Annotated in this window: 21 protein-coding genes; 14 read left to right on the top strand and 7 right to left on the bottom strand. The window is 64.4% G+C overall.

Annotated elements, in window-relative coordinates:
- Positions 1-44 precede the first annotated feature (44 nt).
- Positions 45-1,289, top strand: coding sequence for an FAD-dependent oxidoreductase (locus tag QDT69_RS07595; RefSeq protein ID WP_279705979.1), 1,245 nt, complete (start codon positions 45-47; stop codon positions 1,287-1,289).
- 200 nt (positions 1,290-1,489) lie between these two features.
- Complete coding sequence (locus QDT69_RS07590) at positions 1,490-2,266, top strand: outer membrane beta-barrel protein (protein ID WP_279705978.1); 777 nt, start codon at positions 1,490-1,492, stop codon at positions 2,264-2,266.
- Positions 2,267-2,356: 90 nt separating this feature from the next.
- On the opposite strand, the gene QDT69_RS07585 is transcribed toward QDT69_RS07590, so the two are convergent.
- The 4 genes from QDT69_RS07585 to QDT69_RS07570 form a co-directional block, all read right to left on the bottom strand.
- Positions 2,357-3,127: a glucose 1-dehydrogenase gene (locus QDT69_RS07585; protein ID WP_279705977.1), complete on the bottom strand. Its 771-nt coding sequence runs from the start codon at positions 3,125-3,127 to the stop codon at positions 2,357-2,359.
- Between the two features lie 209 nt (positions 3,128-3,336).
- Positions 3,337-4,128: a porin family protein gene (locus tag QDT69_RS07580; RefSeq protein WP_050420262.1), complete on the bottom strand. Its 792-nt coding sequence runs from the start codon at positions 4,126-4,128 to the stop codon at positions 3,337-3,339.
- A 225-nt stretch (positions 4,129-4,353) separates the two neighbouring features.
- Positions 4,354-6,414 carry a DNA topoisomerase IV subunit B gene (parE, locus tag QDT69_RS07575; protein WP_279705976.1) on the bottom strand — a complete coding sequence of 687 codons (2,061 nt, stop codon included), beginning with the start codon at positions 6,412-6,414 and terminating at the stop codon, positions 4,354-4,356.
- A 125-nt stretch (positions 6,415-6,539) separates the two neighbouring features.
- A complete protein-coding gene (locus QDT69_RS07570) occupies positions 6,540-6,890 on the bottom strand; it encodes a hypothetical protein (protein WP_279706192.1) in 351 nt (116 codons plus the stop codon).
- 206 nt (positions 6,891-7,096) lie between these two features.
- Between QDT69_RS07570 and QDT69_RS07565 the strand changes: the two genes are divergently transcribed.
- The 6 genes from QDT69_RS07565 to QDT69_RS07540 all read left to right on the top strand — a co-directional run bounded on the left by QDT69_RS07565 (position 7,097) and on the right by QDT69_RS07540 (position 12,521).
- Positions 7,097-7,627, top strand: coding sequence for a DedA family protein (locus QDT69_RS07565; RefSeq protein ID WP_279705975.1), 531 nt, complete (start codon positions 7,097-7,099; stop codon positions 7,625-7,627).
- Positions 7,628-7,778: 151 nt separating this feature from the next.
- On the top strand, positions 7,779-8,768 hold the full coding sequence (locus QDT69_RS07560) for an MBL fold metallo-hydrolase (protein WP_279705974.1): 990 nt from the start codon (positions 7,779-7,781) through the stop codon (positions 8,766-8,768).
- Positions 8,769-9,113: 345 nt separating this feature from the next.
- Entirely contained in the window at positions 9,114-9,785 is a 672-nt protein-coding gene (locus QDT69_RS07555; RefSeq protein ID WP_279705973.1) for an FMN-binding negative transcriptional regulator, read from the top strand.
- The gene (gene argC, locus QDT69_RS07550; protein WP_279705972.1) at positions 9,785-10,831 is read left to right on the top strand and encodes an N-acetyl-gamma-glutamyl-phosphate reductase; all 1,047 of its coding nucleotides are present in this window, start codon (positions 9,785-9,787) and stop codon (positions 10,829-10,831) included. The genes QDT69_RS07555 and argC (QDT69_RS07550) overlap by 1 nt, the downstream gene beginning before the upstream one ends.
- A gap of 104 nt (positions 10,832-10,935) precedes the next feature.
- On the top strand, positions 10,936-11,913 hold the full coding sequence (gene argC / locus QDT69_RS07545; RefSeq protein WP_279705971.1) for an N-acetyl-gamma-glutamyl-phosphate reductase: 978 nt from the start codon (positions 10,936-10,938) through the stop codon (positions 11,911-11,913).
- Between the two features lie 14 nt (positions 11,914-11,927).
- On the top strand, positions 11,928-12,521 hold the full coding sequence (locus tag QDT69_RS07540) for a class I SAM-dependent methyltransferase (RefSeq protein WP_279705970.1): 594 nt from the start codon (positions 11,928-11,930) through the stop codon (positions 12,519-12,521).
- A gap of 50 nt (positions 12,522-12,571) precedes the next feature.
- Here the strand turns inward: QDT69_RS07540 and QDT69_RS07535 are convergent, their stop codons facing one another.
- The 3 genes from QDT69_RS07535 to phaC all read right to left on the bottom strand — a co-directional run bounded on the left by QDT69_RS07535 (position 12,572) and on the right by phaC (position 15,546).
- Positions 12,572-13,087, bottom strand: coding sequence for a hypothetical protein (locus QDT69_RS07535; RefSeq protein ID WP_279705969.1), 516 nt, complete (start codon positions 13,085-13,087; stop codon positions 12,572-12,574).
- 128 nt (positions 13,088-13,215) lie between these two features.
- The gene (locus QDT69_RS07530; protein WP_279705968.1) at positions 13,216-13,614 is read right to left on the bottom strand and encodes an MAPEG family protein; all 399 of its coding nucleotides are present in this window, start codon (positions 13,612-13,614) and stop codon (positions 13,216-13,218) included.
- A 123-nt stretch (positions 13,615-13,737) separates the two neighbouring features.
- Entirely contained in the window at positions 13,738-15,546 is a 1,809-nt protein-coding gene (phaC, locus tag QDT69_RS07525) for a class I poly(R)-hydroxyalkanoic acid synthase (protein ID WP_279705967.1), read from the bottom strand.
- A 293-nt stretch (positions 15,547-15,839) separates the two neighbouring features.
- Between phaC and QDT69_RS07520 the strand changes: the two genes are divergently transcribed.
- From QDT69_RS07520 to recJ, 6 genes are all read left to right on the top strand, one after another.
- Positions 15,840-16,115, top strand: a complete 276-nt coding sequence (locus QDT69_RS07520) for a hypothetical protein (RefSeq protein ID WP_279705966.1) — start codon at positions 15,840-15,842, stop codon at positions 16,113-16,115.
- A 217-nt stretch (positions 16,116-16,332) separates the two neighbouring features.
- Positions 16,333-17,553, top strand: a complete 1,221-nt coding sequence (locus tag QDT69_RS07515) for an LL-diaminopimelate aminotransferase (protein ID WP_074129372.1) — start codon at positions 16,333-16,335, stop codon at positions 17,551-17,553.
- 38 nt (positions 17,554-17,591) lie between these two features.
- Entirely contained in the window at positions 17,592-18,911 is a 1,320-nt protein-coding gene (locus QDT69_RS07510) for a homoserine dehydrogenase (protein WP_279705965.1), read from the top strand.
- A gap of 79 nt (positions 18,912-18,990) precedes the next feature.
- Positions 18,991-19,989 (top strand): class II fructose-bisphosphatase, encoded by a 999-nt coding sequence (gene glpX / locus QDT69_RS07505; protein ID WP_050420275.1) that lies wholly within the window; start codon positions 18,991-18,993, stop codon positions 19,987-19,989.
- Positions 19,990-20,133: 144 nt separating this feature from the next.
- Entirely contained in the window at positions 20,134-20,853 is a 720-nt protein-coding gene (locus tag QDT69_RS07500) for a haloacid dehalogenase type II (protein WP_279705964.1), read from the top strand.
- Positions 20,854-20,908: 55 nt separating this feature from the next.
- The gene (gene recJ / locus QDT69_RS07495; RefSeq protein ID WP_279705963.1) at positions 20,909-22,750 is read left to right on the top strand and encodes a single-stranded-DNA-specific exonuclease RecJ; all 1,842 of its coding nucleotides are present in this window, start codon (positions 20,909-20,911) and stop codon (positions 22,748-22,750) included.
- The last annotated feature ends 6 nt before the right edge of the window (positions 22,751-22,756 follow it).

The raw sequence follows: 22,756 nt of genomic DNA, 5'->3' as shown, positions 1-22,756 counted from the left end.
CCGCGTTACAAGGGGAGCGGCGAGACAACCGTAAGGACGGCGTCATGGATGCGGGCAATCCGGCAGGATCGAACACACGTCAGATGAAGGTGCGCTGCTGTGTGGTCGGCGGCGGGCCGGCCGGCATGATGCTCGGCTATCTGCTCGGACGCGCCGGGATCGACGTCGTGGTGCTGGAGAAGCACGCCGACTTCTTCCGCGACTTTCGCGGCGATACCGTGCATCCCTCGACCCTGCAGGTGATGGACGAACTCGGCCTGATCGACGGCTTCCTGAAGCTGCCGCACCAGAACATCCAGAAGCTCGACGGCATGTTCGGCCGCACCTCGGTGCGGATCGCCGACCTCAGCCGCCTCAGCGTCAAATATCCCTTCATCGCGATGATGCCGCAGTGGGATTTTCTCAATTTCCTGCGCGAGAGCGGCAGGCGTTTCCCCTCGCTGAAGGTGCTGATGAATGCAGAGGCGACCGACCTGATCCGGCGCGGCGACGCCGTTTCGGGTGTCCGCGTGAACACGCCTGATGGTCCCATCGAGATCGAGGCGGATCTCACGATTGGCTGCGACGGCCGCCATTCGATCGTGCGCGAGCGCGCCGGCCTCAAGGTCGAGGAGATCGGCGCGCCGATGGATGTGCTGTGGTTTCGCGTCGGGCGGCGTCCGGACGAGACCGAGAGTTTGTTCGCCCGCATCGACAACGGCAAGATGATGGTGACGTTCGATCGCGGCGACTATTGGCAATGCGCCTATGTGATCGCCAAGGGACAATACGAGGCCGTGAAGGCGAGGGGATTGCCGGCGCTGCTCGACGACGTGCTGCGGCTGGCGCCGATCCTCAAGGCCGGCATCGCCGACGTGAAGAGCTTCGACGACGTCAAGCTGCTCACGGTCGCGATCAACCGGCTGACACGCTGGACTCTGCCGGGCCTGCTCTGCATCGGCGACGCTGCGCACGCGATGTCGCCGATCGGCGGCGTCGGCGTCAACCTCGCGGTACAGGACGCGGTCGCGACCGCCAACATCCTGGCGGCGAAGCTCGCACAAGGCCGCCCGTCGGAGGACGAGCTCGATGCGGTGCGGCGTCGCCGCGAATTCCCGGTGCGCGTGACGCAGCGCATGCAGGTGATCGCACAGGACAACATCATCAGCGCGGCGCTGAAGGGGGGCGATCAACCGGTGCCGTTCGCGTTGCGGTTGATCACGGCGATGCCCTGGCTGCAGGGGCTGGCGGCCCGTCTCGTTGCGGTCGGGGTGCGGCCGGAGCACGTGCACTCGCCGGCCGCGAGCTGACGCGTGGCCGTGCGCGCGGAAGGAATTTATCAAGGATAACAGCTGCTTAATCTGGCTGCTAGAAGTTGCGCGGTTGCAACAGCGAGACATGATTCGAAACCGGCGGTCACGGATTCTGCACTGCCGGTTCCCGCGGTTTTCTTTTGGTAAGGGTCTCTCTGGGAAAGCTGGTGCCCATCGGACAACCTGGGGGTGCCATCGTGTTTCGTGCCAAATTCATTGCCGTGTTGACTGCAACCAGCGCGCTCGGCCTCAGTGCCGCCGCGGCCGCCGATCTCGCGGCGCGTCCCTACACCAAGGCGCCGGCCTATGTCGAAACGCTCTACAACTGGTCCGGCTTCTATGTCGGCGGCCATCTCGGCGGCGCCTGGACCAACGAGCAGTGGGTCAACAGCGCGAACACGACGGTGTTCGGCGATCTCGCGCCCGGCCAGGGCTTTCGGCAGCGCGGCTCGGGCTTCGTGGGCGGCGGTCAGATCGGCTACAACTGGCAGGCCAACGACTTCGTGTTCGGCGTCGAGGGCACGGTCTCCGGGCTCGACAATTCCGGCCGCGTCACCAACACGGTGTTCGGAATCGGCCGCGACGATCAATTCAGCTGGCGCTCGAATGTCATGGCGACGATCGTCGGCCGTGCCGGCTACGCGATCCAGAACAATCTGCTCTATTTCAAGGGCGGCTATGCCGGCGTGAACAACCGCCTGTCCGTCGTCGACAACGTTCCGCCGTCGACCGGCTCCGGCAGCCAGACCCATTGGGCCAGCGGCTGGACCATCGGTGCCGGCTGGGAGTACGGCATCACCCGCAACTGGACCATCGGCGTCGAGTACAATTACGCGGCGTTCGAGCGTCAGACCTATCAGCTCGCCGGCACGGCCGCGGGCACCTATGCGTTCGACGCCAAGCCGCGCGACATCCAGTGGGCGGTGGTGCGCATGAACTACAAGTTCGACGCGCCGGTCATCGCGCGCTACTGAACCAAGACTGAGGCGAACAGGATGCAGGAGCCCCGGCGGTTGCCGGGGCTCTTGTGTTTCGGGCCAGCGTGTTTCGGGCTCGTGTGTGTCTCAGGCCATGACCGAATAGCCGCCGTCGACCGGGATCGCAGTGCCGGTGACGAAATCCGACGCCGGCGAGGCCAGGAATACGGCGATGCCGGCGAAGTCTTCGATGGCTCCCCAGCGCGCTGCCGGCGTGCGCGCGAGCACACGTTCGTGCAGCCCGGCAACCTGCTGGCGCGCACCCTTGGTCAGATCGGTGTCGATCCAGCCGGGAAGAATGGCGTTGACCTGGATGTTGTCGGGCGCCCAGGCGTTGGCGCAGGCGCGGGTGTATTGCACGATGCCGCCCTTGCTCGCGGCATAGGCCGCAGCGAAGCTTGCGCCGAAGATCGACATCATCGAGCCGATATTGATGATCTTGCCGTGGCCCGACGCCTTGAGCGCGGGATAGGCCGCCTTCGAGCACAGGAAGGCGCTGGTGAGGTTGGTATCGATCACCTTGCTCCACTCGTCGAGCTCGAGTTCGTGCGGTGGCTTGCGGATGCTCATGCCGGCGTTGTTGACGAGGATGTCGATCCGGCCGAGCTCACCATTGACCCGCTCGACCATGGCCGCGACGGCGGCCTTGTCGGTCACGTCGGTGGCAACCGCGATCGCCTTGACGCCGCGCTTGCCCAGATCCTCGACGGCGGCCTTCGATTTCGTCTCGTTGCGGCCGACCACGGCGACCGCAGCGCCGGCATCCGCCAGGCCGCGCGCCATGCCGAGCCCGATGCCGCCATTGCCGCCGGTGACGATCGCGACCCGGCCCGAGAGATCAAACTGTCCGTTTCTCATTGTTGTTGTCCGCTGTGGTTTGAATCCGGTCGCGAGAGTGCCCGATCGTCGGAACGCTGACCAGATCGGGAGCAGCCGGTCGGCCCTGCGCCAAGGACGTGTGAGATAAGGTGAGCGCGAGGTTGTTCCCGAAGACATCAGGCAACAAAAAAGCCCCGGACAATGCCGGGGCTTTTCGTCTGCTAGATCAGCAGGGATTAGTAAGTCGCTCAGTACTTGGCGACAACCGGGCCGGTCCAGTTGAAACGGTAGACCAGCGAGGTGCTGATGGTCTGGACGAACGGCTTGAAGGTGATGTCGCGGCCGTTCGAGATGTTGGTGACGTCGGCGAGTTCCGAGATGTTCTTGTTGTCGTAGTAAGCAGCGCGGTACTCGGTCTTCATGAACCAGCCCGGCGCGGTGATGCCGAAGATGTTCAGGTTGTTCTCGACGCCGCCGCCGACGAACCAGCCGCTGCGATCGAAGCCGTTGGTGTGGCCACCGACCGGAAGAGCGGTCGCGGTGTTGAACAGGGTGGTGCCCTTCCAGTGCGAGCTGGAGTAACCGGCGTTGACGTAGGACAGAACGTTCGGAGCGACCAGGTAGCCGAGGCGCGCACCGGCGGCCCAGCTGTAGTCGTTCTTGATGTTACCGGCGATGCCGAGGCCCTGATCCTGGATGGTGCCCTTCAGGCTGCCGAACTGACCGTCGGCGAACACGCCGATGACCCAGCTGTTGGCGGTCTGCCAGTCGTAACCGGCACCGACGGTGCCGAACCAGCCGTCGCCGCCCTGGCGCTGGTTGAAGCCGAGGATCGGCGCGCCCGTGACGGTCGACTGGACGCCGGTGTCAGCGTCCCAGACGCCGCCGCCGCCACCGCCGAAGATGTAGAAGCCGGTCCAGCTCGGCGCCACCGCGATCGGGGCCGGAGCCTTGGTGTAGGGGCGGGCGGCCAGATCGGCAGCCGACGCGGAACCCGTCATCGCAGCAACCGCGGTCAGAGCGAGCAAAATCTTCTTCATATCCAAATCCTCGACTAGCGTTCGATCGGGTCGCTGACCGGGGTGCGCTGGCACCGATTCCCGAAACTCATGTTGGGGACTATACGTAGTTCCGCCGGAAATGCTGTTGCGGGTGAGACACAACCGCCCGAAAACGAAACCGACGGTGCGCTCCGGAAAGGCGAATGAAAACGGCCGCCCCAACTGGGGCGGCCGGAAAATCGTGTCAAATCAGTCGGTTGTGGCCTAAACGTCGAGCAGATCGTCGCTGGCGAATTCGGCCTTGTCGGAGATGAAGGCAAAGCGGGCTTCCGCCTTGGTTCCCATCAGCCGCTCGACCGAGTCGGCGGTGCCTTCGCGATCGTCGGCCAGCAGCACCACGCGCAGCAGCGTGCGCTTGGCCGGATCCATCGTGGTCTCCTTGAGCTGCGCCGGCATCATCTCGCCGAGGCCTTTGAAGCGATTCACCTCGACCTTGGCGTTGGCGTTGAACTCGCTCTTGAGCAGCTCTTCCTTGTGCGCGTCGTCGCGGGCGTAGATCGACTTGGTGCCGTGCTTGAGCTTGTAGAGCGGCGGCACCGCCAGATAGAGATGGCCTTCGTCGATCAGCCGCGGCATTTGCCGGTAGAAGAAGGTGATCAACAGCGAAGCGATGTGCGCGCCGTCGACGTCGGCGTCGGTCATGATGATGATGCGCTGATAGCGCAGATCTTCCTCGCGGTAGTGCGCGAGCGTGCCGCAGCCGATCGCCTGCACGAGATCGGAGAGCTGCGCATTCGCGGTCAGCTTGTCCTTGCCGGCGGAGGCGACGTTGAGGATCTTGCCGCGCAGCGGCAGCACGGCCTGCGTCTTGCGATCGCGCGCCTGCTTGGCGCTGCCGCCGGCCGAGTCACCTTCGACGATGAAGAGTTCAGAGCCTTCGGTGCCGGCATCGGAGCAATCGGCGAGCTTGCCGGGCAGGCGCAGTTTCTTGCCGGCGGTCTTGCGCGCGGTTTCCTTTTCCTGGCGGCGCCGCAGCCGTTCCTCGGCGCGATCGATCACGAAATCGAGCAGGCGGTTGGCCTGGTTCGGATTGCCGGACAGCCAGTGATCGAACGGGTCCTTCATCGCCTGTTCGACGATGCGCTGCGCTTCGGCGGTGGCGAGGCGGTCTTTCGTCTGGCCCTGGAATTCAGGCTCGCGCACGAACACCGAGAGCATGACGGCCGCACCAACCATCACGTCTTCCGAGGTGATGGAGGCTGCGCGCTTGCCTTGACCCGCGCGTTCGGCGTGATCCTTCAGGCCGCGCAGCAGCGCGCTGCGCAGTCCCGATTCATGCGTGCCGCCGTCGGGGGTCGGCACGGTGTTGGTGTAGGACGACAGGAAGCCGTCGGCATCGGCGGTCCAGGCGACCGCCCATTCGCAGGCGCCATGCGCGCCGCTGCGGCCGGATTTGCCGGAGAAGATGTCCTGATGCACCAGCGTGTCGGCGTGGATCGCCGCGGCGAGATAATCCTTCAGGCCGCCGGGGAAGTGGAATTTGGCTTCGGCCGGGACGTCCTCGATGCCCTTCAGCAGCTCCTGATCGCAGTGCCAGCGGATCTCGACGCCGCCGAACAGATACGCCTTCGAGCGCGTCATCTTGAACAGGCGCTGCGGCCTGAAGGCGGCCTTGGCGCCGAAGATTTCGGTGTCAGGCTTGAAGCGGACCCGGGTGCCGCGGCGATTGCTGACCTTGCCGAGGTCCTCGAGCTTGCCCTTGGGATGGCCGCGCTCGAATGTCATGCGATGCAACTGTCCGCTGCGCGCGACTTCGACCTCGAGCCGGGAGGAGAGGGCGTTGACCACGGAGACGCCGACGCCGTGCAGGCCGCCCGAGGTCTCGTAGACATCGGAATTGAATTTGCCACCCGAGTGCAGCGTGCACATGATGACTTCGAGCGCCGACTTCTTCGGGAATTTCGGATGCGGGTCGACCGGAATGCCGCGGCCGTTGTCGTTCACCGACAGGAAGCCGTCGGCCGTCAATTCGACCTCGATGAAGGTGGCGTGGCCCGCCAGGGCCTCGTCCATGGCGTTGTCGATCACCTCGGCGAACAGGTGATGGAGCGCCTTCTCGTCGGTGCCGCCGATATACATGCCGGGGCGCTTGCGCACCGGTTCCAGGCCCTCCAGAACTTCGATGCTCGCCGCCGTATAGCCGGCTTCGGCGTCCTTCACGGGCTTGGCCGCAGCCTTCGCGACGGCGCGGCCCTTCGGTTCCGAGGCTCCGAACAGATCGTCAGCAGATTTGCTTTTGGCGTTCGACTTCAATGATTTGGCCATTTTTCTTCAAGTAGCGCGCCAGTTATGGCGCGGCGAATCGGTTGCTTTGACTATGCCACGGATGGGCTGCCAATGGGGACGACCGCACCTCGGGCCCGGCCGTCCCCCTAGACAGGAGCCTGCGATTACGCCCGCGAGGTACGGAATACAATGACCGTGAACAGGGCCATGGCGACTGCCACCATCAGCGATCCGACGATCGGGGCGGCCACGAACGCGGGACCCTTCAACAGCACGGCAGCCACGCCGGCCGGAAACAGTACGCCGCCGACGATATGCAGCCAGCCCTGGATCCTGGCCAGCAGCATGCTGCCGGCCGCCGGCACCAGCCGGTAGTAGAGGCCGAACAGGAACAGCAGCACGCCGCCGACGAGATTGAGATGCGCGTGCGCCGGCCCCAACGTGAAGTCGTGCTGGATACCCATGGCGATGCCCGCGAGCACTCCGACCAGCAAGATGAGAACGCTCACGCACATCATCAGTGACCCGATCATCCAGTGATTCCTTTTTCCTGTAAGGGAGATGCCAGCCAGCCTGGACCGCAGGGGCCTAACCGGAAATCACGTTTGATCCCCGCCTTTGTGACTTGATGTCACGCAATGGGCTGGCTTACCTGTTCTTAGGCTGCGTGCCGCTAGAAAGGTTCATTCGAGGTTCAACGGAGCGGAAGGCACACGACGATATGGAAGATTTTGCGCGGGCCTTGGCCGAATTCGTCCGCCATCACCAGGCCTGGGCCGCTCCGATCGTCATGTTGCTGGCGTTTGCTGAATCGCTCGCCTTCATCTCGTTGCTGGTGCCCGCCTGGGGCGCGCTGGTTGCGATCGGCGCCCTGATCGGCGTCAGCGGGATCAATTTCTGGCCGATCTGGATCGCGGGCGGCATTGGCGCTGCGCTCGGTGACTGGGTCTCGTACTGGTTCGGCTATCGCTATAAGGAGCAGGTCGCGCAGATGTGGCCGCTGTCGCGTTATCCGGAGATCCTGCCGCGTGGCGAAGCCTTCGTGAAGACCTGGGGCGTGCCAAGCATCTTCATCGGCCGCTTCTTCGGTCCGCTGCGCGCCTCGGTGCCGCTTGCGGCCGGCATTTTCGAGATGTCGTACTGGCAGTTCCAGATCGCCAATTTTGTCTCCGCGCTGGTCTGGTCGGCCGCGTTGCTGCTGTTCGGCGACGTCATCGCCCAGGCTCTCGAATGGATGTGGCGCGTGGTGTAGCGAGTTCCCGGAATAAGGCCAACCTGCGGGGGTTAGGCGAGAGAACAAACGGCTCGCGCCGTCGGTCATCGCGCGAGCATCGAAACGTTGATACAACCTCGCCCGCCAACTGCGAATTCATTGGGCGCCGCTTCACTGGGAAGGACAACACATGGAATTGACACGACGTCACGCACTCGCTGGCGCCGCCGGCATCGCAACCGCACCACTGTTATCAGCCGTTCCTGCGTCCGCCTCGACGCCGGTTGCCGACAAGCAGGCGCCGAGCTTCTATCGCTACAAGGTCGGCGACATCCTCGTCACCGCGGTGTCCGACGGCAAGACCGTCTTCAAGCTGGAAGATTCCTTCATTCCGAATGCGAAGCGGGACGATGTCAACGCGGCGCTGGATAAGGCGTTCATGCCGCGCGACATGGTGACGATCTGGTACGCGCCGCTGGTGCTCAATACCGGCGGCAAGCTGGTCGTGATCGACACCGGCAATGGCGCGCTGGCCAAGGCCAGCTCGAAGGGCGCCAACGGTCTGTTCGCCGACAATCTGGTCGCAGCCGGATTCGATCCCAAGAATGTCGACATGGTGGTGATCTCGCATTTCCACGGCGATCACGTGAACGGCCTGCTCACCGCCGAGGGCACGCCGGCGTTCCCGAACGCCGAAGTGCTGGTGCCGGCGACCGAGTGGAAGTTCTGGATGGACGATGGCGAAATGAGCCGTGCGCCGGCCGGCCGCATGCAGGGCCTGTTCAAGAACAACCGCAACATCTTCGAGGCTGCCCTCAAGAAGAAGGTCACGCCCTATGAATGGGGCAAGGAGATCGCGCCGGGCCTGACCTCGGTCGAGACCGTCGGCCATACGCCGGGCCATACTTCCTACGTGCTGGCCTCGGGCTCGGAGAAGGTTTTCATCCAGTCCGACGTCACCAACAATCCGCATCTGTTCGCGACCAATCCCGGCTGGCACGCGTTCTTCGACCAGGACGCTGACGTCGCCGAGACAACTCGCCGCCGCGTCTACGACATGATCGTCGCGGAGCGGCTGCAGGTGCAAGGCTTCCACTATCCGTTCCCGGGCCTCGGCAATGTGGTGAAGGACGGCAGCGGCTACCGCGTCGTGCCGGCGCCGTGGAATCCGGTGATTTAAGCCCGTCATTCCGGTGCGCGCGCAGGGGGCGCGAACCTCAGATGCGCAATCGCGCATCGGGGAATCCAGAGGTCGCGGAGCGAGATTCCGGGTTCGATGCTTCGCATCGCCCCGGAATGACGAGTTATGATACCTTGACGCAAAGAGGGTGCGGCCTTATAGCCGCGCCCATGATCAACGCCGCGACCATCATCATCGCCCGCCGCCGCCGCATTCTCGCGGTATGGGCGGTCGCTCGCGTTTAAGACCATCGCCTCTGCCGCCGGACCTGATCCCGCGGCGCTCTTCTCAAAAAGACACGCGGTTCGATCTGGCGGCTCCTTCGTCAAGCAGGAGTGTTCGACCATGTATACGCCGCAGCCGTTCAAGCCCGACCGTGCCGCAAGTCTCGCCTTCGCGGAGGCGCGCGGTTTCGGCCTTGCCTGCGCGTGGGACGGCGGCAAGCCGATCGCGTCCGCGCTGCCGTTCTATCTGAGCTATGCCGACGACGGCACGCCGCGGGCGTTGTTTCATGTTGCCCGTCACAATCCGCTGGTAAAGCTGGCGGGCGGAGCCCCCTGGCTGCTGGCCGTGACCGGCGCCGATGCCTATGTGTCGCCGGACTGGTATGTATCGCCCGACCAGGTGCCGACCTGGCTGTATCAAGCCGTGCATCTGACCGGGCCGGTGCGGACTCTGTCGGGTGAGGAACTCGCGGTTCAAATCGATGTGCTGACGGGCAAGTTCGAGGACTGGCTGTTGCCGAAAAAACCGTGGACGTCAGCCAAGATGACAGCGGCGCGGCTCGAAGCAATGAAGAAGGCGATCGTGGGCCTGGAGATGACGGTGGAAGAGGTGGAGGGCAGCTTCAAGCTGAACCAACACAAATCCGAGCCCGACTTTGCTGCGGTCGGCAACGCGCTCGCTTTGCAGGCGGAAGCCGGTGCCCGGCAGATCGCGGCTTTGATGCGCGAGGTGCGCCCGCAGGCTTTCGCGACGCTACAGACCGAAATGACTTCGCTTCAAGGGGGCGCGTGATGACGAAGAAGAAAGTCGGCATCCTGGGCGCGTCCGGCTACACCGGCTCCGATGCGGTGCGCCTGTTGGCGCGGCACCCGAATGCCGAGATCACCGCGCTTACCGCCAACACCCATGCCGGCAAGACGATGAGCGAGGTGTTTCCTCACTTCTTCATGCTCGACCTGCCGAAACTCGTGGAATGGGAAAAGGTCGACTGGACACGGCTGGATGCCGTGTTCTGCGGACTGCCGCACGGGACGACGCAGGAGATCATCGCTGCGGTGCTCAAAGCCAATCCCGCAATCAAGATCCTCGACATGTCCGCGGATTTCCGGCTGCGCAACCAGGACAGCTACGCGCAATGGTACGGCCATGAGCACCGGGCGCTCGAATTGCAGGGCGAGGCCGTCTATGGGCTGACTGAACTCTACCGGGAGCAGATCACGGCCGCGCGGCTGGTGGCCTGTCCCGGCTGCTATCCGACCGCAGTGCTGCTGGCGCTTGTTCCGCTGGCGAAGGCAAAGCTGATCGACGTCGACGACATCATCATCGATGCAAAGTCGGGCGTCACCGGCGCCGGACGCGGACTGAAACAGAACACGCTGTTCAGCGAGGTCGGCGAAGGGTTGTCGCCCTATTCGATCGGAAGCCATCGACACTCGGCGGAGATCGAGCAGGAGATCGGTGCAGCCGCGGGCTCGGCCGTGACCGTGAACTTCACCCCGCATCTCATTCCGATGGCGCGTGGTGAGTTCTGCACATCCTATGTCAAGCTCAACGGGGCTACGCCGGACGATTTGCGCGCCGAGCTGGAAAAGGCCTACGCCAATGAGCCGTTCGTATATGTGACGAAGAAGGGCGTGCTGCCGCAGACGCAGAACGTGCGCGGTTCGAATTACGTTCAGATCGGCGTCGTTGCCGACCGGATCAAGAACCGCGCCATCGTGCTCTCGACGCTCGATAATCTTGTGAAGGGCTCGGCCGGACAGGCGATCCAGAACATGAACTTGATGTTCGGCTTGCCCGAAACCACCGGGCTGGAGCAGATCGCGCTGTTTCCGTGAGCGGGAGTTATTGTCGCGCACGAGGATGCGCTTAATCTATTGGCGGCGCAGGCGCGGCCAGATGTGCTAGCAAACGAAACGAATGAGCTTGAAAGGAACGTGCCATGACCCTCACCGATACTGATCAGCCGAAAACCAAGGGCGGTGCGACCAAGGCCGTGTTCGTCGATGGCGCGTCCGGCACCACCGGCCTCGGCATCCAGGAGCGGCTGCATTCGATCGGCGATGTCGCGGTGAAGCATATCGCCGAGGACAAGCGGAAGGATGCCGGTGCCAAGCGCGCGCTGATGGAGGAGGTGGATCTCGTGATCCTCTGCCTGCCTGACGACGCCGCCAAGGAGACCGTCGCGCTGATCGACACCATGGGGAATGCTGCGCCGAAAGTGCTCGACGCCTCGACCGCCTATCGGGTCGCGCCGGACTGGGCCTATGGCTTCGCCGAGCTCGCGCCCGGCCAGGCCGACAAGATCCGCAACGCGCAGAAGGTCTCCAATCCCGGCTGCTATCCGACCGGCGCGATCGCGCTGCTGCGGCCGATCGTCGATGCCGGCCTGCTGCCCGCCGATTATCCCGTCACCATCAATGCGGTGAGCGGCTATTCGGGCGGCGGCAAGTCGATGATCGCGAGCTTCGAGGACGGCTCGGCGCCGGCCTTCCATCTCTACGGCCTCGGCTTCGAGCACAAGCACGTGCCGGAGATGCAGCTCTACTCGCATCTGACGCGGCGGCCGCTGTTCATCCCGTCGGTCGGCAACTACCGGCAGGGCATGCTGGTGTCGGTGCCGCTGCAGCTCGACGCGCTGCCGGGCAAGCCTGATGGAGCCGATCTGCAGGCGGTACTGGCGAAGTGGTATGCCGGCAGCAAATACGTCTCGGCGATGCCGCTCCAGAACGAGGCCGCCGCGAGCGGCAAGATCGAGCCGGAAGCGCTCAACGAGACCAACCAGCTCGAGCTTTATGTGTTCGCCAACGACAAGCATCGCCAGGCGCTGCTGGTTGCCCGGCTCGACAATCTGGGCAAGGGCGCCTCGGGTGCCGCCGTGCAGAACATGCGATTGATGCTCGGTCTGGCCGACAGCTGACGCGAGGACGCATCGTGGACGACGCCACGCTGCAATTCTACCGGCGCAATGCCGAGGCCTATGCCGGATGGGCGAAAGCACCGTCCACCCGGTTGATCGGCTTTCTCAAGCTGTTGCCGCCGGGCGGGGCGATCCTCGAACTCGGCTGCGGCGCCGGCAATCATGCCGCCGTCATGCTCGCGGAAGGCTTCGTGCTGCGCGCGACCGATGGCTCGCCGGAGATGGCCGAGGTCGCGACGCGCCGCATCAACCATCCCGTCGAGGCGATGCGGTTCGACGAGCTCGGGGATCGCGAGGCCTATGACGGCGTCTGGGCGAGCGCCTGCCTGCTGCACGTGCCGCGCGACGAACTCGCCGGCATCCTCGGCCGCATCCATCGCGCGCTGAAACCCGGTGGCGTCTTCTACGCAAGCTACAAGATCGGCCATGGCGATGGTCGTGACAGCATCGGCCGCTATTACAATTATCCGGAGGCCGATTGGCTGGCGGCGACCTACGCAGCGTCAGGGGCGTGGACGCAGGTCTCGTCCGACACCAGCGAGATCAAGAGTTTTGACGAGGCGCCCGCGACGATGCTGCATATCGTGGTGCGCAAGGGCGAGGGCTAAGCCGAAAACATGCAGACGCGCAGCCATGGCCGCTCTGACGCCGGCAAAGCTTAGTCGAACTCGCAATTGTTGATTTTGGCGATCCAGTTGGCATCCAAGTTCAGCAGCGCTTCAGCGACGTCGATATGCCCTTTTGCGACAGCCTGTGCCGCCGCCGCTGCCAGGAGCATAGACTGGTCCCAATCTTCGTTCCGGTGAAGGCTTACGTTTTCGATCAGTCTCGCGATCGACCGGTGGTAATCGTCCGCATGAGCTTTTGGGATATCCGGTCCGCGCCCAGTCTGGCGCGCTACTTCAATGGCGGCGGGCAGCTGAAAAAATGAGAAATCGACCGGCCCCTCCGCCTCGCTCGCAATCTGTACGATATGTGGAACTGCTACGTACGAGGCGGTATACGCGTCGCCCTGATGGCACAGACTCGACCATAGGCTGAACCACGGCTCGTCCTGATGATTTGCCTTCGGCCCCGTAAATGATGCCAGCGCCCGCAGCAGGCCCGGCACATCGGCGGCATCACCGTAAGCGTGCCGCAACTCACTCCAGCGAGGATCGTCAAGGGGGAGCATCGGACCATTCCAACGCCGGCCGCTACGCCAGCAACCTGCCATTGTCTGGCAGCGCCACACCTCCTCGGGAGTTCATAGCCCCGTGCCAGCGGTGCGGCCGTAGCGGCAATCGGGAGGAATTGGCTGCGTCAAAGCGCCTTGAAGATCGCGAGTGCCAGCACCGCCTGGGCGAGGAAGCCGACCGTGAAGGCCAGGGTGCGGAACACCGGCAGGCCGAGCGTGTAAACGATCAGATGGGCGACGCGGGCCCAGAAATAGACGGCGCAGGCCAGCACGGTCCATTTGGTGGAGTAGTCGGCCGCGTTGAGGATCAGCACCAGCGGCGCGAAAATCACGAGGTTCTCGACTGCATTGTCATGCGCAAACATCAGCCGGTTGGCCCATTCGGCATGCGGCTTGTCGGTGCGCGAGGGGTTACCCATCGCGCCGGAGAGGCCGCGGACCTGGCAGCGGTTGATGATGTAGGGGATCCACAACAGCCCGGTCAGGATCACCGTCAGCGACAGCCAGAACAGTTCGCGCGTCATCGTCTCCCCCTCACGTGAATTCGATTCCCGACCGTCGGGATCGTCTGTTTATAGCTGAGCGGAAGACTTGGCGCTACGAGACTTGGCGCTACGCCAAGCCTTGCAGTACGCGAAGACTCGGCGCTACGCGCGGACGCGGACATAGCTGCCCGGAGCGTCCTCGAGCACCTGCGTTCCGTTCGAGCCGACGATGCGCGCCGGCACCGTCTCCGGATCATGGCTCTCCAGCCAGCCGCGCCAGTCGGGCCACCACGAACCCTTGTGCTCCTCGGCGCCCTTCAGCCAATCGGCGAGCTTCATGTCTTTGATGTTGTCGTTGGTCCAGTACTGGTACTTCTTCGAGGCGGGCGGGTTGACCACGCCGGCGATATGGCCGGAGCCGGACAGCACATATTTCACCGGGCCGCCGAAGAACTGCGAACCGTACAGCACCGATTCCGCCGGCGCGATGTGATCCTCGCGTGCGGCGAGGTTGTAGACCGGAACCTTCACCTTCGACAGATCGAGCAAGGTGTTGTCGAGCACCATGGTGCCCGTCGACAGCCGGTTCTCCAGATAGCAGTTGCGCAAGTAGTAGGAGTGGTTCGACGACGGCATCCGCGTCGCATCCGAATTCCAGTGCAGCAGGTCGAACGAGGAGGGCGGCTGGCCCTTCAGGTAGTTGTTCACGACATACGACCAGATCAGGTCGTTGGAGCGCAGCATGTTGAAGGCCATCGCCATCTTGCTGCCTTCGAGCACGCCGGATTCCTGCATGTCGCGTTCCAGCGCCGAGATCTGGTCCTCGTCGACGAACACCAGGAGGTCGCCGGCGTGGGTGAAGTCGACCTGCGCGGCAAAGAACGTCGCCGACGTCACGCGCTGGCGGCGCTTCTCGGCGAGATAGGCGAGCGTCGAGGCGAGCATGGTGCCGCCGACGCAATAGCCGGCGGTGTGCACCTTCATCTCGCCGGTGACCTTCTCGATCACGTCCATCGCCGTGAGCGGGCCTTCGGTCATGTAGTCGGCCCAGGTCTTCTTGCCGAGTTCCTTGTCCGGATTGACCCAGGAGATCACGAACACCGTGATGCCCTGGTCGACGCACCATTTGATGTAGGATTTCTCGGGGCGCAGATCGAGGATGTAGAACTTGTTGATCCATGGCGGCACGATCAGCAGCGGCGTGCGCAGCACGTTCTCCGTTGCCGGCGAATACTGGATCAGCTGCATCAGCTCGTTCTGGTAGATCACCTTGCCCGGCGTCGTCGCCATGTTGACGCCGACCTCGAGATTGCTCGAATCGGACTGGCGGATCTTCAGCGTGCCGTGGCCGGCTTCGATATCCTCGGCGAGCATCTTCATGCCGCGCACCAGATTGTCGCCGTTGGTCTCGACCGTGGCGCGCAGCACTTCCGGATTGGTCAAGACGAAGTTCGACGGCGCCAGCGCGTTGGTGATCTGCTGGACATAGAACTCGGCCTTCTTGCGGGTGTGCGGATCGATCCCGTCGGCGTCGTTGACCAGCTGCTGCGCCCATTTCGAGGTCAGCAGGTAAAGTTGCAGGATGAAGTCGAAGAACTGATTCGACTTCCACTCCGGATCCTGGAAGCGCTTGTCGCGCGGGGCCGGCGCGATCGCGGGCTTGGCATCGGCTTCGCCGGCCATGCGGCGCACCGCCGAGCCCCAGAGATCGAGGTAATCCTTGCCGAGCTGCATTTGCAGCGAGGAGGCGCGCTCCTTGTCGGACAGCCAGTATTCGGCGATCACGCTGAAGGTCTTGATGACCTCACCAAGCTCGTTCGGCGGATTGTCGCGGACTTCTCCGGTCTGGCGCGGCTTGAGATAGGCTGCCAGCGCCTGGCCGCTGCTCTCCATCGCCCGCGCGATGTTCATGGCGAAGGCTTCGGCGTTGAATTTCGGGGTGGCTTGGGTGTCGGTGCTGACGTTGCTCATCTGAAGGACAATATCGCGTCGTTTGGGGGGCGTCATCGCGCGGTGCGGCAACGAAAATCAGTGAAAATCCGATGTTTCGCTCTGTTGCGGTGCGACAAAAAATCTTTGTTCCGTCATATTGAAGCCTCAGGGGTCGCTTTTGTTGTTCACGCTTTAAGCGTTTCGGGCGACAATGGTTTGAAACGACTAAAGCTGGGATTAACGCAGCGGGGACGCTGCAAGGCTCGTACCAGTGCGACCCGTGTCGGCAACCGTGCGACGTGCGCGCTAGCTTGTTGGGGACAATTCGGCGCATGCCGGTCGATCAAAAGAACAGGGGGCTCGCGGTCGCAGTGCTGCTCGCGTCATTGGTGGCGCTGGGCGGGTGCGCGAGCACGATCGCCGATATGGCAATGCCGGCCGACGCGCCTGCGCGTCAAAAGGATGCCAACGGCTACCTCCCGGTCCACGACCTGCCGCCCGACCGGGCCGATCCGACGATCAAGCCGGCGGATCAGGCCAAGATCGAGCAGGAACTGATTGCCGTGCGCGAGCGCCAGGCCTCGACGGCTGCCCAGGCCGGCAAGTGAGCCCGCCCCAACCGGCGATCAGCGCTGGCGCCGCCCGGCGTCCGTGCTAAAAGAAATCCAATTCAACCGCAGATCCGGCCGCAGTCCCCAGATCGCGCCCCTGAATTCGCTCTAAGTCATTGATTTTGAGGCGATTTCTGTAAGAGGCCGTGCAGGCTTCCGAAAAGCCAGCAAAGGGAGGCGATTCTGGCGTCGCGGTTGTCGGAGCAAGGGTCCCATGGAAGATTTTTACCGCATTCGCCGTCTGCCGCCTTACGTCTTTGAAAAGGTCAACCAGGCCAAGGCGGCCGCGCGCAACGCCGGGGCCGACATCATCGACATGGGCATGGGCAATCCGGACCTGCCGACCCCGCCGCATGTCATCGAGAAGCTCAAGGAGACGCTGGGCAAGCCGCGGACTGACCGCTACTCGGCCTCCCGCGGCATCAATGGCCTGCGCAAGGCTCAGGCCGCCTATTACGCGCGCCGCTTCGGCGTCAAGCTGAACCCCGATACCCAGGTCGTTGCGACACTCGGCTCGAAGGAGGGGTTTGCCAACGTTGCACAGGCGATCACCGCGCCCGGCGACGTCGTGCTGTGCCCGAACCCGAGCTATCCGATCCATGCGTTCGGCTTCCTGATGGCGGGCGGCGTGATCCGCTCGGTGCCCTCGGAGCCGACGCCGCAATTCTTCGAGGCGGTCGAGCGGGCGATCGTCCATTCGATCCCGAAGCCGATCGCGCTGATCGTCTGCTATCCGTCGAACCCGACCGCCTATGTCGCCGACCTCGACTTCTACAAGGATCTGGTCGCGTTCGCGAAGAAGCACGACATCTTCATCCTGTCCGATCTCGCCTACGCCGAAGTCTATTTCGACGAGGACAAGCCGCCGCCGTCGGTGCTGCAGGTGCCCGGCGCGATCGACGTGACCGTCGAATTCACCTCGATGTCGAAGACGTTCTCGATGGCCGGCTGGCGCATGGGCTTTGCGGTCGGCAACGAGCGCATCATCGCAGCGCTGGCGCGGGTCAAATCCTACCTCGATTACGGCGCCTTCACGCCGGTCCAGGTGGCGGCGACCGCGGCGCTGAACGGTCCCGACGACTGCATCCGCGAGATGCGCGACACCTATCGCAAGCGGCGCGACGCGCTGGTTGAGTCATTTGGCCGCGCCGGCTGGGACATTCCGCCGCCGCAGGCCTCGATGTTCGCCTGGGCGCCGCTGCCCAAGGAGTTCGAGGCGGTCGGCAGCATGCAGTTCGCAACCCTGATGGTGGAGAAATCCGGCGTCGTGGTGTCGCCGGGCGTCGCGTTCGGCGAGCACGGCGAGGGCTATGTCCGCATCGCGATGGTGGAGAACGAGCAGCGCATCCGGCAGGCCGCGCGCGGCGTGCGCCGCTTCCTTGAAAGCGGCATCGAAACGTTGCACAACGTCGTTCCTCTCGCCAACCGACGCTAATCCTTCCAGGTTGCTAAATCTCCAGGTCCCTTAAATCCATGGTCGCACCCCTGAACGTGGGCATAGCGGGGCTCGGCACCGTCGGTGCCGATGTCGTCCGCCTCATCGAAACGCAAGGACGGGCGCTGGCCGAGCGCAGCGGCCGGTCCGTTCGCGTCGTCGCCGTCACGGCGCGCTCGAAAGCCAAGAAGCGCGGCCTCGACCTGCGCGACATCGCCTGGGCGAAGAGCCCCGAGGCGCTGGCCGAAGATCCCAACATCGACTGCTTCGTCGAGCTGATGGGCGGCGCCGGCGATCCCGCGCTGTCCGCGATCGAGACCGCGCTGAAGGCGGGCAAGTCGGTCGTCACCGCCAACAAGGCGCTGATCGCCAAGCATGGACTGCGTCTCGCCGCAGCCGCCGAGAAGCACGGCGGCGCGCTGAACTTCGAGGCGGCGGTCGGTGCGGCGATCCCGGTCATCAAGACGCTGCGCGAGGGCCTCGCCGGCACCAGCGTCAACCGCGTCTACGGAATCCTGAACGGCACCTGCAATTACATCCTGACCCGGATGGAGCAGGAGGGATTGTCGTTCGAGGAATGCCTGAAGGACGCCCAGCGTCTCGGCTATGCCGAAGCCAATCCGTCGTTCGACGTTGATGGTCACGACACCGCGCAGAAGCTTGCGATCCTGGCGAGCCTCGCCTTCGGAACCAAGGTTGCGGAAAGCGCGGTTTATGTCGAAGGCATCTCCTCGATCACGCCGGAAGACCTCAAGGCGGCTTCGGAACTCGGTTACCGGGTCAAGCTGCTCGGCGTGGCCGTGCGCACGGCAAAGGGCATTGAGCAGCGCGTGCACCCGACCATGGTGCCGAAATCATCCTCGATCGCGCAGGTGATGGGCGTCACCAACGCGGTCGCGATCGACGGCGATGGCATTCCGCCGATCACGCTGGTAGGCCCTGGCGCCGGCGGCGGCGCGACCGCCTCGGCCGTGGTCGCCGACATCGCCGACGTCGCGCGTGGCATCCGCGCCAAGCCGTTCGGCCGTCCGGTGGAGCGGTTGCGCGACACCACCAAGGCGCCGATGGAACGCCATGAGGGCGGCTATTATATCCGCCTGATGGCGCGCGATCTTGCAGGCACTGCCGCAACAATCGCCACCCGCCTTGCGGAACAGAAGATATCTCTGGAATCCATCGTGCAGCGGCATCCGGATGGCGTCGATGTGAACGGTGCGGCCAAAAAACCTTCACCGGTTCCGGTCATTCTGATTACCTATGCGACCAGCGAGGATGCCGTACATCGTGCGCTGGCCGCAGTGCAGCGCGATAAGGTCATCAGCGGCCGGCCGCAGGTGATCCGGATCGAGAAAAACTAACGCATGGCCTGAACGGGTCGGGCGTGAGACGATTGATGCGGGCAGGCTGGCCTGTCCCCGAGGCTTAAGGAGTACGCCGATGTCGACCCATATTTCCGTTCCGCCGCAGATGCTGCTCGAGCGCATCCTGACGCTCGAAATCGTGCGCGTGACGGAGCGCGCGGCGGTGTCGGCCGCGCGGCTGCGCGGCCACGGCCAGGAGAAGGCCGCCGACAAGGCCGCGGTCGACGCGATGCGGCGCGAGCTCAACAAGCTGCCGATCGAGGGGACGGTCGTGATCGGCGAGGGCGAGCGCGACGAGGCGCCGATGCTGTTCATCGGCGAGAAGGTCGGCCTCAATGCCGGTCCCAAGGTCGACATCGCGGTCGACCCGCTCGAAGGCACGACGCTGTGCGCCAAGAACATGCCGGGCTCGATCGCCACGATGGCGATGGCCGACGGCGGCACGCTGCTGCACGCGCCCGACGTCTACATGCAGAAGATCGCGATCGGCCCGGGCTACGCCAAGAATGTGATCGAGCTCGACGCGCCGCCGGCCGACAACGTGCGCCGGCTCGCCAAGGCCAAGGGCGTCGACCCGACCGCGATCAACGTCTTGGTGCTCGACCGTCCGCGCCATGCCGACATCATCAACAGCGTGCGCTCGACGGGCGCTGCCGTGCAGCTGATCACCGACGGCGACGTCGCCGGCGTCATCCACTGTGCCAAGCCCGATGAGACCGGCGTCGACATGTATATCGGCACCGGCGGCGCGCCCGAGGGCGTGCTGGCCGCGGTCGCACTGCGCTGCATCGGCGGCCAGATGCAGTGCCGCCTCATCCTCGACACCGAGGAGAAGCGCGAGCGTGCGCACAAGATGGGCGTCACCGATCCGAAGATGATCTACGGCATCGAGGACATGGCGAAGGGCGACTGCCTGTTCGCCGCCACCGGCGTCACGACGGGCTCGCTGCTGACCGGCGTGAAGTTCAAGAAGGACGTGATCGAGACCGAGACCGTCGTGATGCGTTCGGTCACCGGCACCGTGCGCTACATCAAGGCCGAGCATCGGCAGCTCGAGAAGTTCCACCTGGACTAAGCAGACTCCGTCATTCCGGGGCGTCCGAAGGCCGAACCACAGATGCGCAATTGCGCATCGGGGAATCTCGAGGTTCCGGGTTCGATGCTTCGCATCGCCCCGGAACGACGGGATAAATAACAACAAGAAACAAGGGAGACGCGCATGTCCGATCTGTCCGGGGTCAAGGCGCTGGTGTTCGACGTGTTTGGCACCGTGGTCGACTGGCGCACCAGCCTGATCAACGATTTCACCACATGGGGCGAGACGCGCGGGATCAAGGCCGACTGGACTGCGCTGGTCGATGGCTGGCGCGCAGTCTATACGGCCTCGATGGACGAGGTGCGCAAGAATCCGCAGAACGGCTACGTGATCCTGGATGTCTTGCACCGCCGCTCGCTGGAGAAGCTGGTCGCGCAGTTCGACATCAAGGGGCTGACCGAGGCCGACCTGCAGCACCTGACGAAGGGCTGGCATCGCCTGCATGGGTGGCCCGACAGCGTCGCCGGCCTGACCCGGCTGAAGACCAAGTACATCATCTCGCCGCTCTCCAACGGCAACGTCGCGCTGCTCACCAACATGGCGAAGTTCGCAGGGCTGCCGTGGGACCTCGTGATGTCGGCCGAATTGTTCGAGCATTACAAGCCCGATCCGGAAACCTATCTCGGCGCCGCGAAGCTGCTCTGCCTGCCGCCGGAGCAGGTGATGATGGTTGCCGCCCACAACTACGATCTCAAGCACGCGCAGAAGCACGGCCTGAAGACCGCCTTCGTAGCGCGGCCGACCGAATACGGGCCGCTGCAGAAGGTCGATTTCGACGCCACCGGGACCTGGGATATCGTGGCCAAGGATTTCGGGGAAATCGCCAGCCGGATGGGCTGCTAGAACTGGCCTGCGATTCATTCAAGCGCTACGGTTCCTTCTTAATTCGGAAGGAATCATGACACTTCACGCATCCGCACTGCCCATCGAGGCGCCACAGGCGTTTCTCGGTGTGACGCGGTCGCTGACCGGAAAGCTCTGGCGCGACCGGCTGGATGCGCGCGGCGCGGCGCGGGCGCTCGCGATCGTGCAGCGCTATCAATTGCCGGAAATGCTGGCGCGGGTGCTGGCGGGGCGCGACGTCGCGATCGACGAGGTCGCCGACTTCCTCGACCCGACCATCCGCAAGCTGATGCCGGACCCGCACACGGTCACCGAGATGGAGCACGCGGCCAAGCGCATTGCCGATGCCGCGGCGCGCGGCGAGCAGGTCGCGATCTTCGGCGACTATGATGTCGACGGCGCGACCTCGGCGGCGCTGCTGACCTGGCATTTGCGCCATTGCGGGCTGGACCCGCTGATCCACATTCCGGACCGCATCTTCGAAGGCTACGGGCCGAACGTCGATGCCGTCCGCGCGCTGGCGGCCAAGGGCGCGACGCTGCTGGTCACGGTCGATTGCGGCACCACCAGCATCGAGCCGCTGGCGGAAGCCAGGAAGCTCGGCATGTCGGTGGTGGTGATCGACCATCACCAGACCGGCGACGAATTGCCCGAGGTCGACGCGCTGGTGAATCCGAACCGGCCCGACGATCTCTCCGGGCTCGGTCATCTCGCCGCCGTCGGCCTGGTGTTCGTTACCCTGGTCGCCGTCAATCGCGAGCTGCGCCAGCGCGGCTTCTGGACCCGCGAGATGCCGGAGCCGGACCTGCTCAGCGTGCTGCATCACGTTGCGCTCGGCACCGTCGCCGACGTCGCGCCGCTGATCGGGCTGAACCGGGCCTTCGTTGCAAAGGGCCTGATCGCGATGCGCCGCCGCGATCATGTCGGCCACACCGCGCTGATGGATGTGGCGCGGCTCAATGGCCCGCCCGAGGCCTGGCATCTCGGCTTCATGCTGGGGCCGCGCATCAATGCCGGCGGCCGCATCGGACGCGCCGATCTCGGCGTCCGGCTGCTGCTCGAAGGCGACGTCTCGGAGGCTGCGCGGATCGCGGCAGAGCTCGATCGCCTCAACAACGAACGTCGCGTGATCGAGCAGGCGGCTGAAGCACAGGCCGAGGCCGAGGCGCTGGCCTCGCTCGGGCTCGAGGACAAGGGCGCGGTCATCGTCACCGCCGCGGAAGGCTGGCACCCCGGCGTGGTCGGGCTGGTCGCGGCACGGCTGAAGGAGAAGTTCGCGCGTCCGGCGTTTGCGATCGCGCTCGAGCCGGGCGGCATCGGCACCGGATCGGGCCGCTCGATCGGCGGCGTCGATCTCGGCAAGGCGGTGCGCCAGGCGGTGCATGACGGCTTGCTGATGAAGGGCGGCGGGCATGCGATGGCGGCCGGCGTCACGCTGCGCAAGGAGAAGCTCGCCGAATTCCGCGCCTTCATGGAGAGCGCGCTGGCGGCCGACGTTGCCAATTCGCGTCACGAGAACGAGCTGTTCATCGACGGCGCCGTGACCGCGCGCGCGGTGACGCCGGAGTTCGCCGCAACGCTCAATCGCGCAGGCCCGTTCGGTGCCGCCAATCCCGAGCCGGTGATCGCGCTGCCGTCGCATCAGCTGGTTTATGCCGACGAGGTCGGGCAGGCGCATTTGAGGCTGCGCTTCAAATCCGGCGATGGTTCCATCGTCAACGGTATCGCATTCCGCTCGGTCGGACAGAAGCTCGGCAGCGCCTTGACGCAAAATCGGGGCCAGCAATTGCACGTGGCGGGCTCTCTTGCGGTCGACCGTTGGCAAGGCACCGAACGTGTGCAATTCCGTGTCCTCGACGTCGCTGTCCCCGATCAGGGCCCGACGGTGATCCGATAAGAAACG

This window comes from Bradyrhizobium sp. CER78 (assembly GCF_029846235.1).
GTDB lineage: Bacteria > Pseudomonadota > Alphaproteobacteria > Rhizobiales > Xanthobacteraceae > Bradyrhizobium.
Note: the sequence above shows the minus strand (reverse complement) of the source record. Positions and strands in the feature narration are given on the sequence as shown.

What these genes read in the sequence shown, in the direction of transcription:
- QDT69_RS07595 (WP_279705979.1), top strand. Translation starts at nt 45, where the DNA reads ATGGATGCGGGCAATCCGGCAGGATCGAACACACGTCAGATGAAGGTG.
- QDT69_RS07585 (WP_279705977.1), bottom strand. Translation starts at nt 3,127, where the DNA reads ATGAGAAACGGACAGTTTGATCTCTCGGGCCGGGTCGCGATCGTCACC.
- QDT69_RS07580 (WP_050420262.1), bottom strand. Translation starts at nt 4,128, where the DNA reads ATGAAGAAGATTTTGCTCGCTCTGACCGCGGTTGCTGCGATGACGGGT.
- parE (WP_279705976.1), bottom strand. Translation starts at nt 6,414, where the DNA reads ATGGCCAAATCATTGAAGTCGAACGCCAAAAGCAAATCTGCTGACGAT.
- QDT69_RS07570 (WP_279706192.1), bottom strand. Translation starts at nt 6,890, where the DNA reads ATGTGCGTGAGCGTTCTCATCTTGCTGGTCGGAGTGCTCGCGGGCATC.
- QDT69_RS07565 (WP_279705975.1), top strand. Translation starts at nt 7,097, where the DNA reads ATGGAAGATTTTGCGCGGGCCTTGGCCGAATTCGTCCGCCATCACCAG.
- QDT69_RS07560 (WP_279705974.1), top strand. Translation starts at nt 7,779, where the DNA reads ATGGAATTGACACGACGTCACGCACTCGCTGGCGCCGCCGGCATCGCA.
- QDT69_RS07555 (WP_279705973.1), top strand. Translation starts at nt 9,114, where the DNA reads ATGTATACGCCGCAGCCGTTCAAGCCCGACCGTGCCGCAAGTCTCGCC.
- argC (WP_279705972.1), top strand. Translation starts at nt 9,785, where the DNA reads ATGACGAAGAAGAAAGTCGGCATCCTGGGCGCGTCCGGCTACACCGGC.
- argC (WP_279705971.1), top strand. Translation starts at nt 10,936, where the DNA reads ATGACCCTCACCGATACTGATCAGCCGAAAACCAAGGGCGGTGCGACC.
- QDT69_RS07535 (WP_279705969.1), bottom strand. Translation starts at nt 13,087, where the DNA reads ATGCTCCCCCTTGACGATCCTCGCTGGAGTGAGTTGCGGCACGCTTAC.
- QDT69_RS07530 (WP_279705968.1), bottom strand. Translation starts at nt 13,614, where the DNA reads ATGACGCGCGAACTGTTCTGGCTGTCGCTGACGGTGATCCTGACCGGG.
- phaC (WP_279705967.1), bottom strand. Translation starts at nt 15,546, where the DNA reads ATGAGCAACGTCAGCACCGACACCCAAGCCACCCCGAAATTCAACGCC.
- QDT69_RS07520 (WP_279705966.1), top strand. Translation starts at nt 15,840, where the DNA reads ATGCCGGTCGATCAAAAGAACAGGGGGCTCGCGGTCGCAGTGCTGCTC.
- QDT69_RS07515 (WP_074129372.1), top strand. Translation starts at nt 16,333, where the DNA reads ATGGAAGATTTTTACCGCATTCGCCGTCTGCCGCCTTACGTCTTTGAA.
- QDT69_RS07510 (WP_279705965.1), top strand. Translation starts at nt 17,592, where the DNA reads ATGGTCGCACCCCTGAACGTGGGCATAGCGGGGCTCGGCACCGTCGGT.
- glpX (WP_050420275.1), top strand. Translation starts at nt 18,991, where the DNA reads ATGTCGACCCATATTTCCGTTCCGCCGCAGATGCTGCTCGAGCGCATC.
- QDT69_RS07500 (WP_279705964.1), top strand. Translation starts at nt 20,134, where the DNA reads ATGTCCGATCTGTCCGGGGTCAAGGCGCTGGTGTTCGACGTGTTTGGC.
- recJ (WP_279705963.1), top strand. Translation starts at nt 20,909, where the DNA reads ATGACACTTCACGCATCCGCACTGCCCATCGAGGCGCCACAGGCGTTT.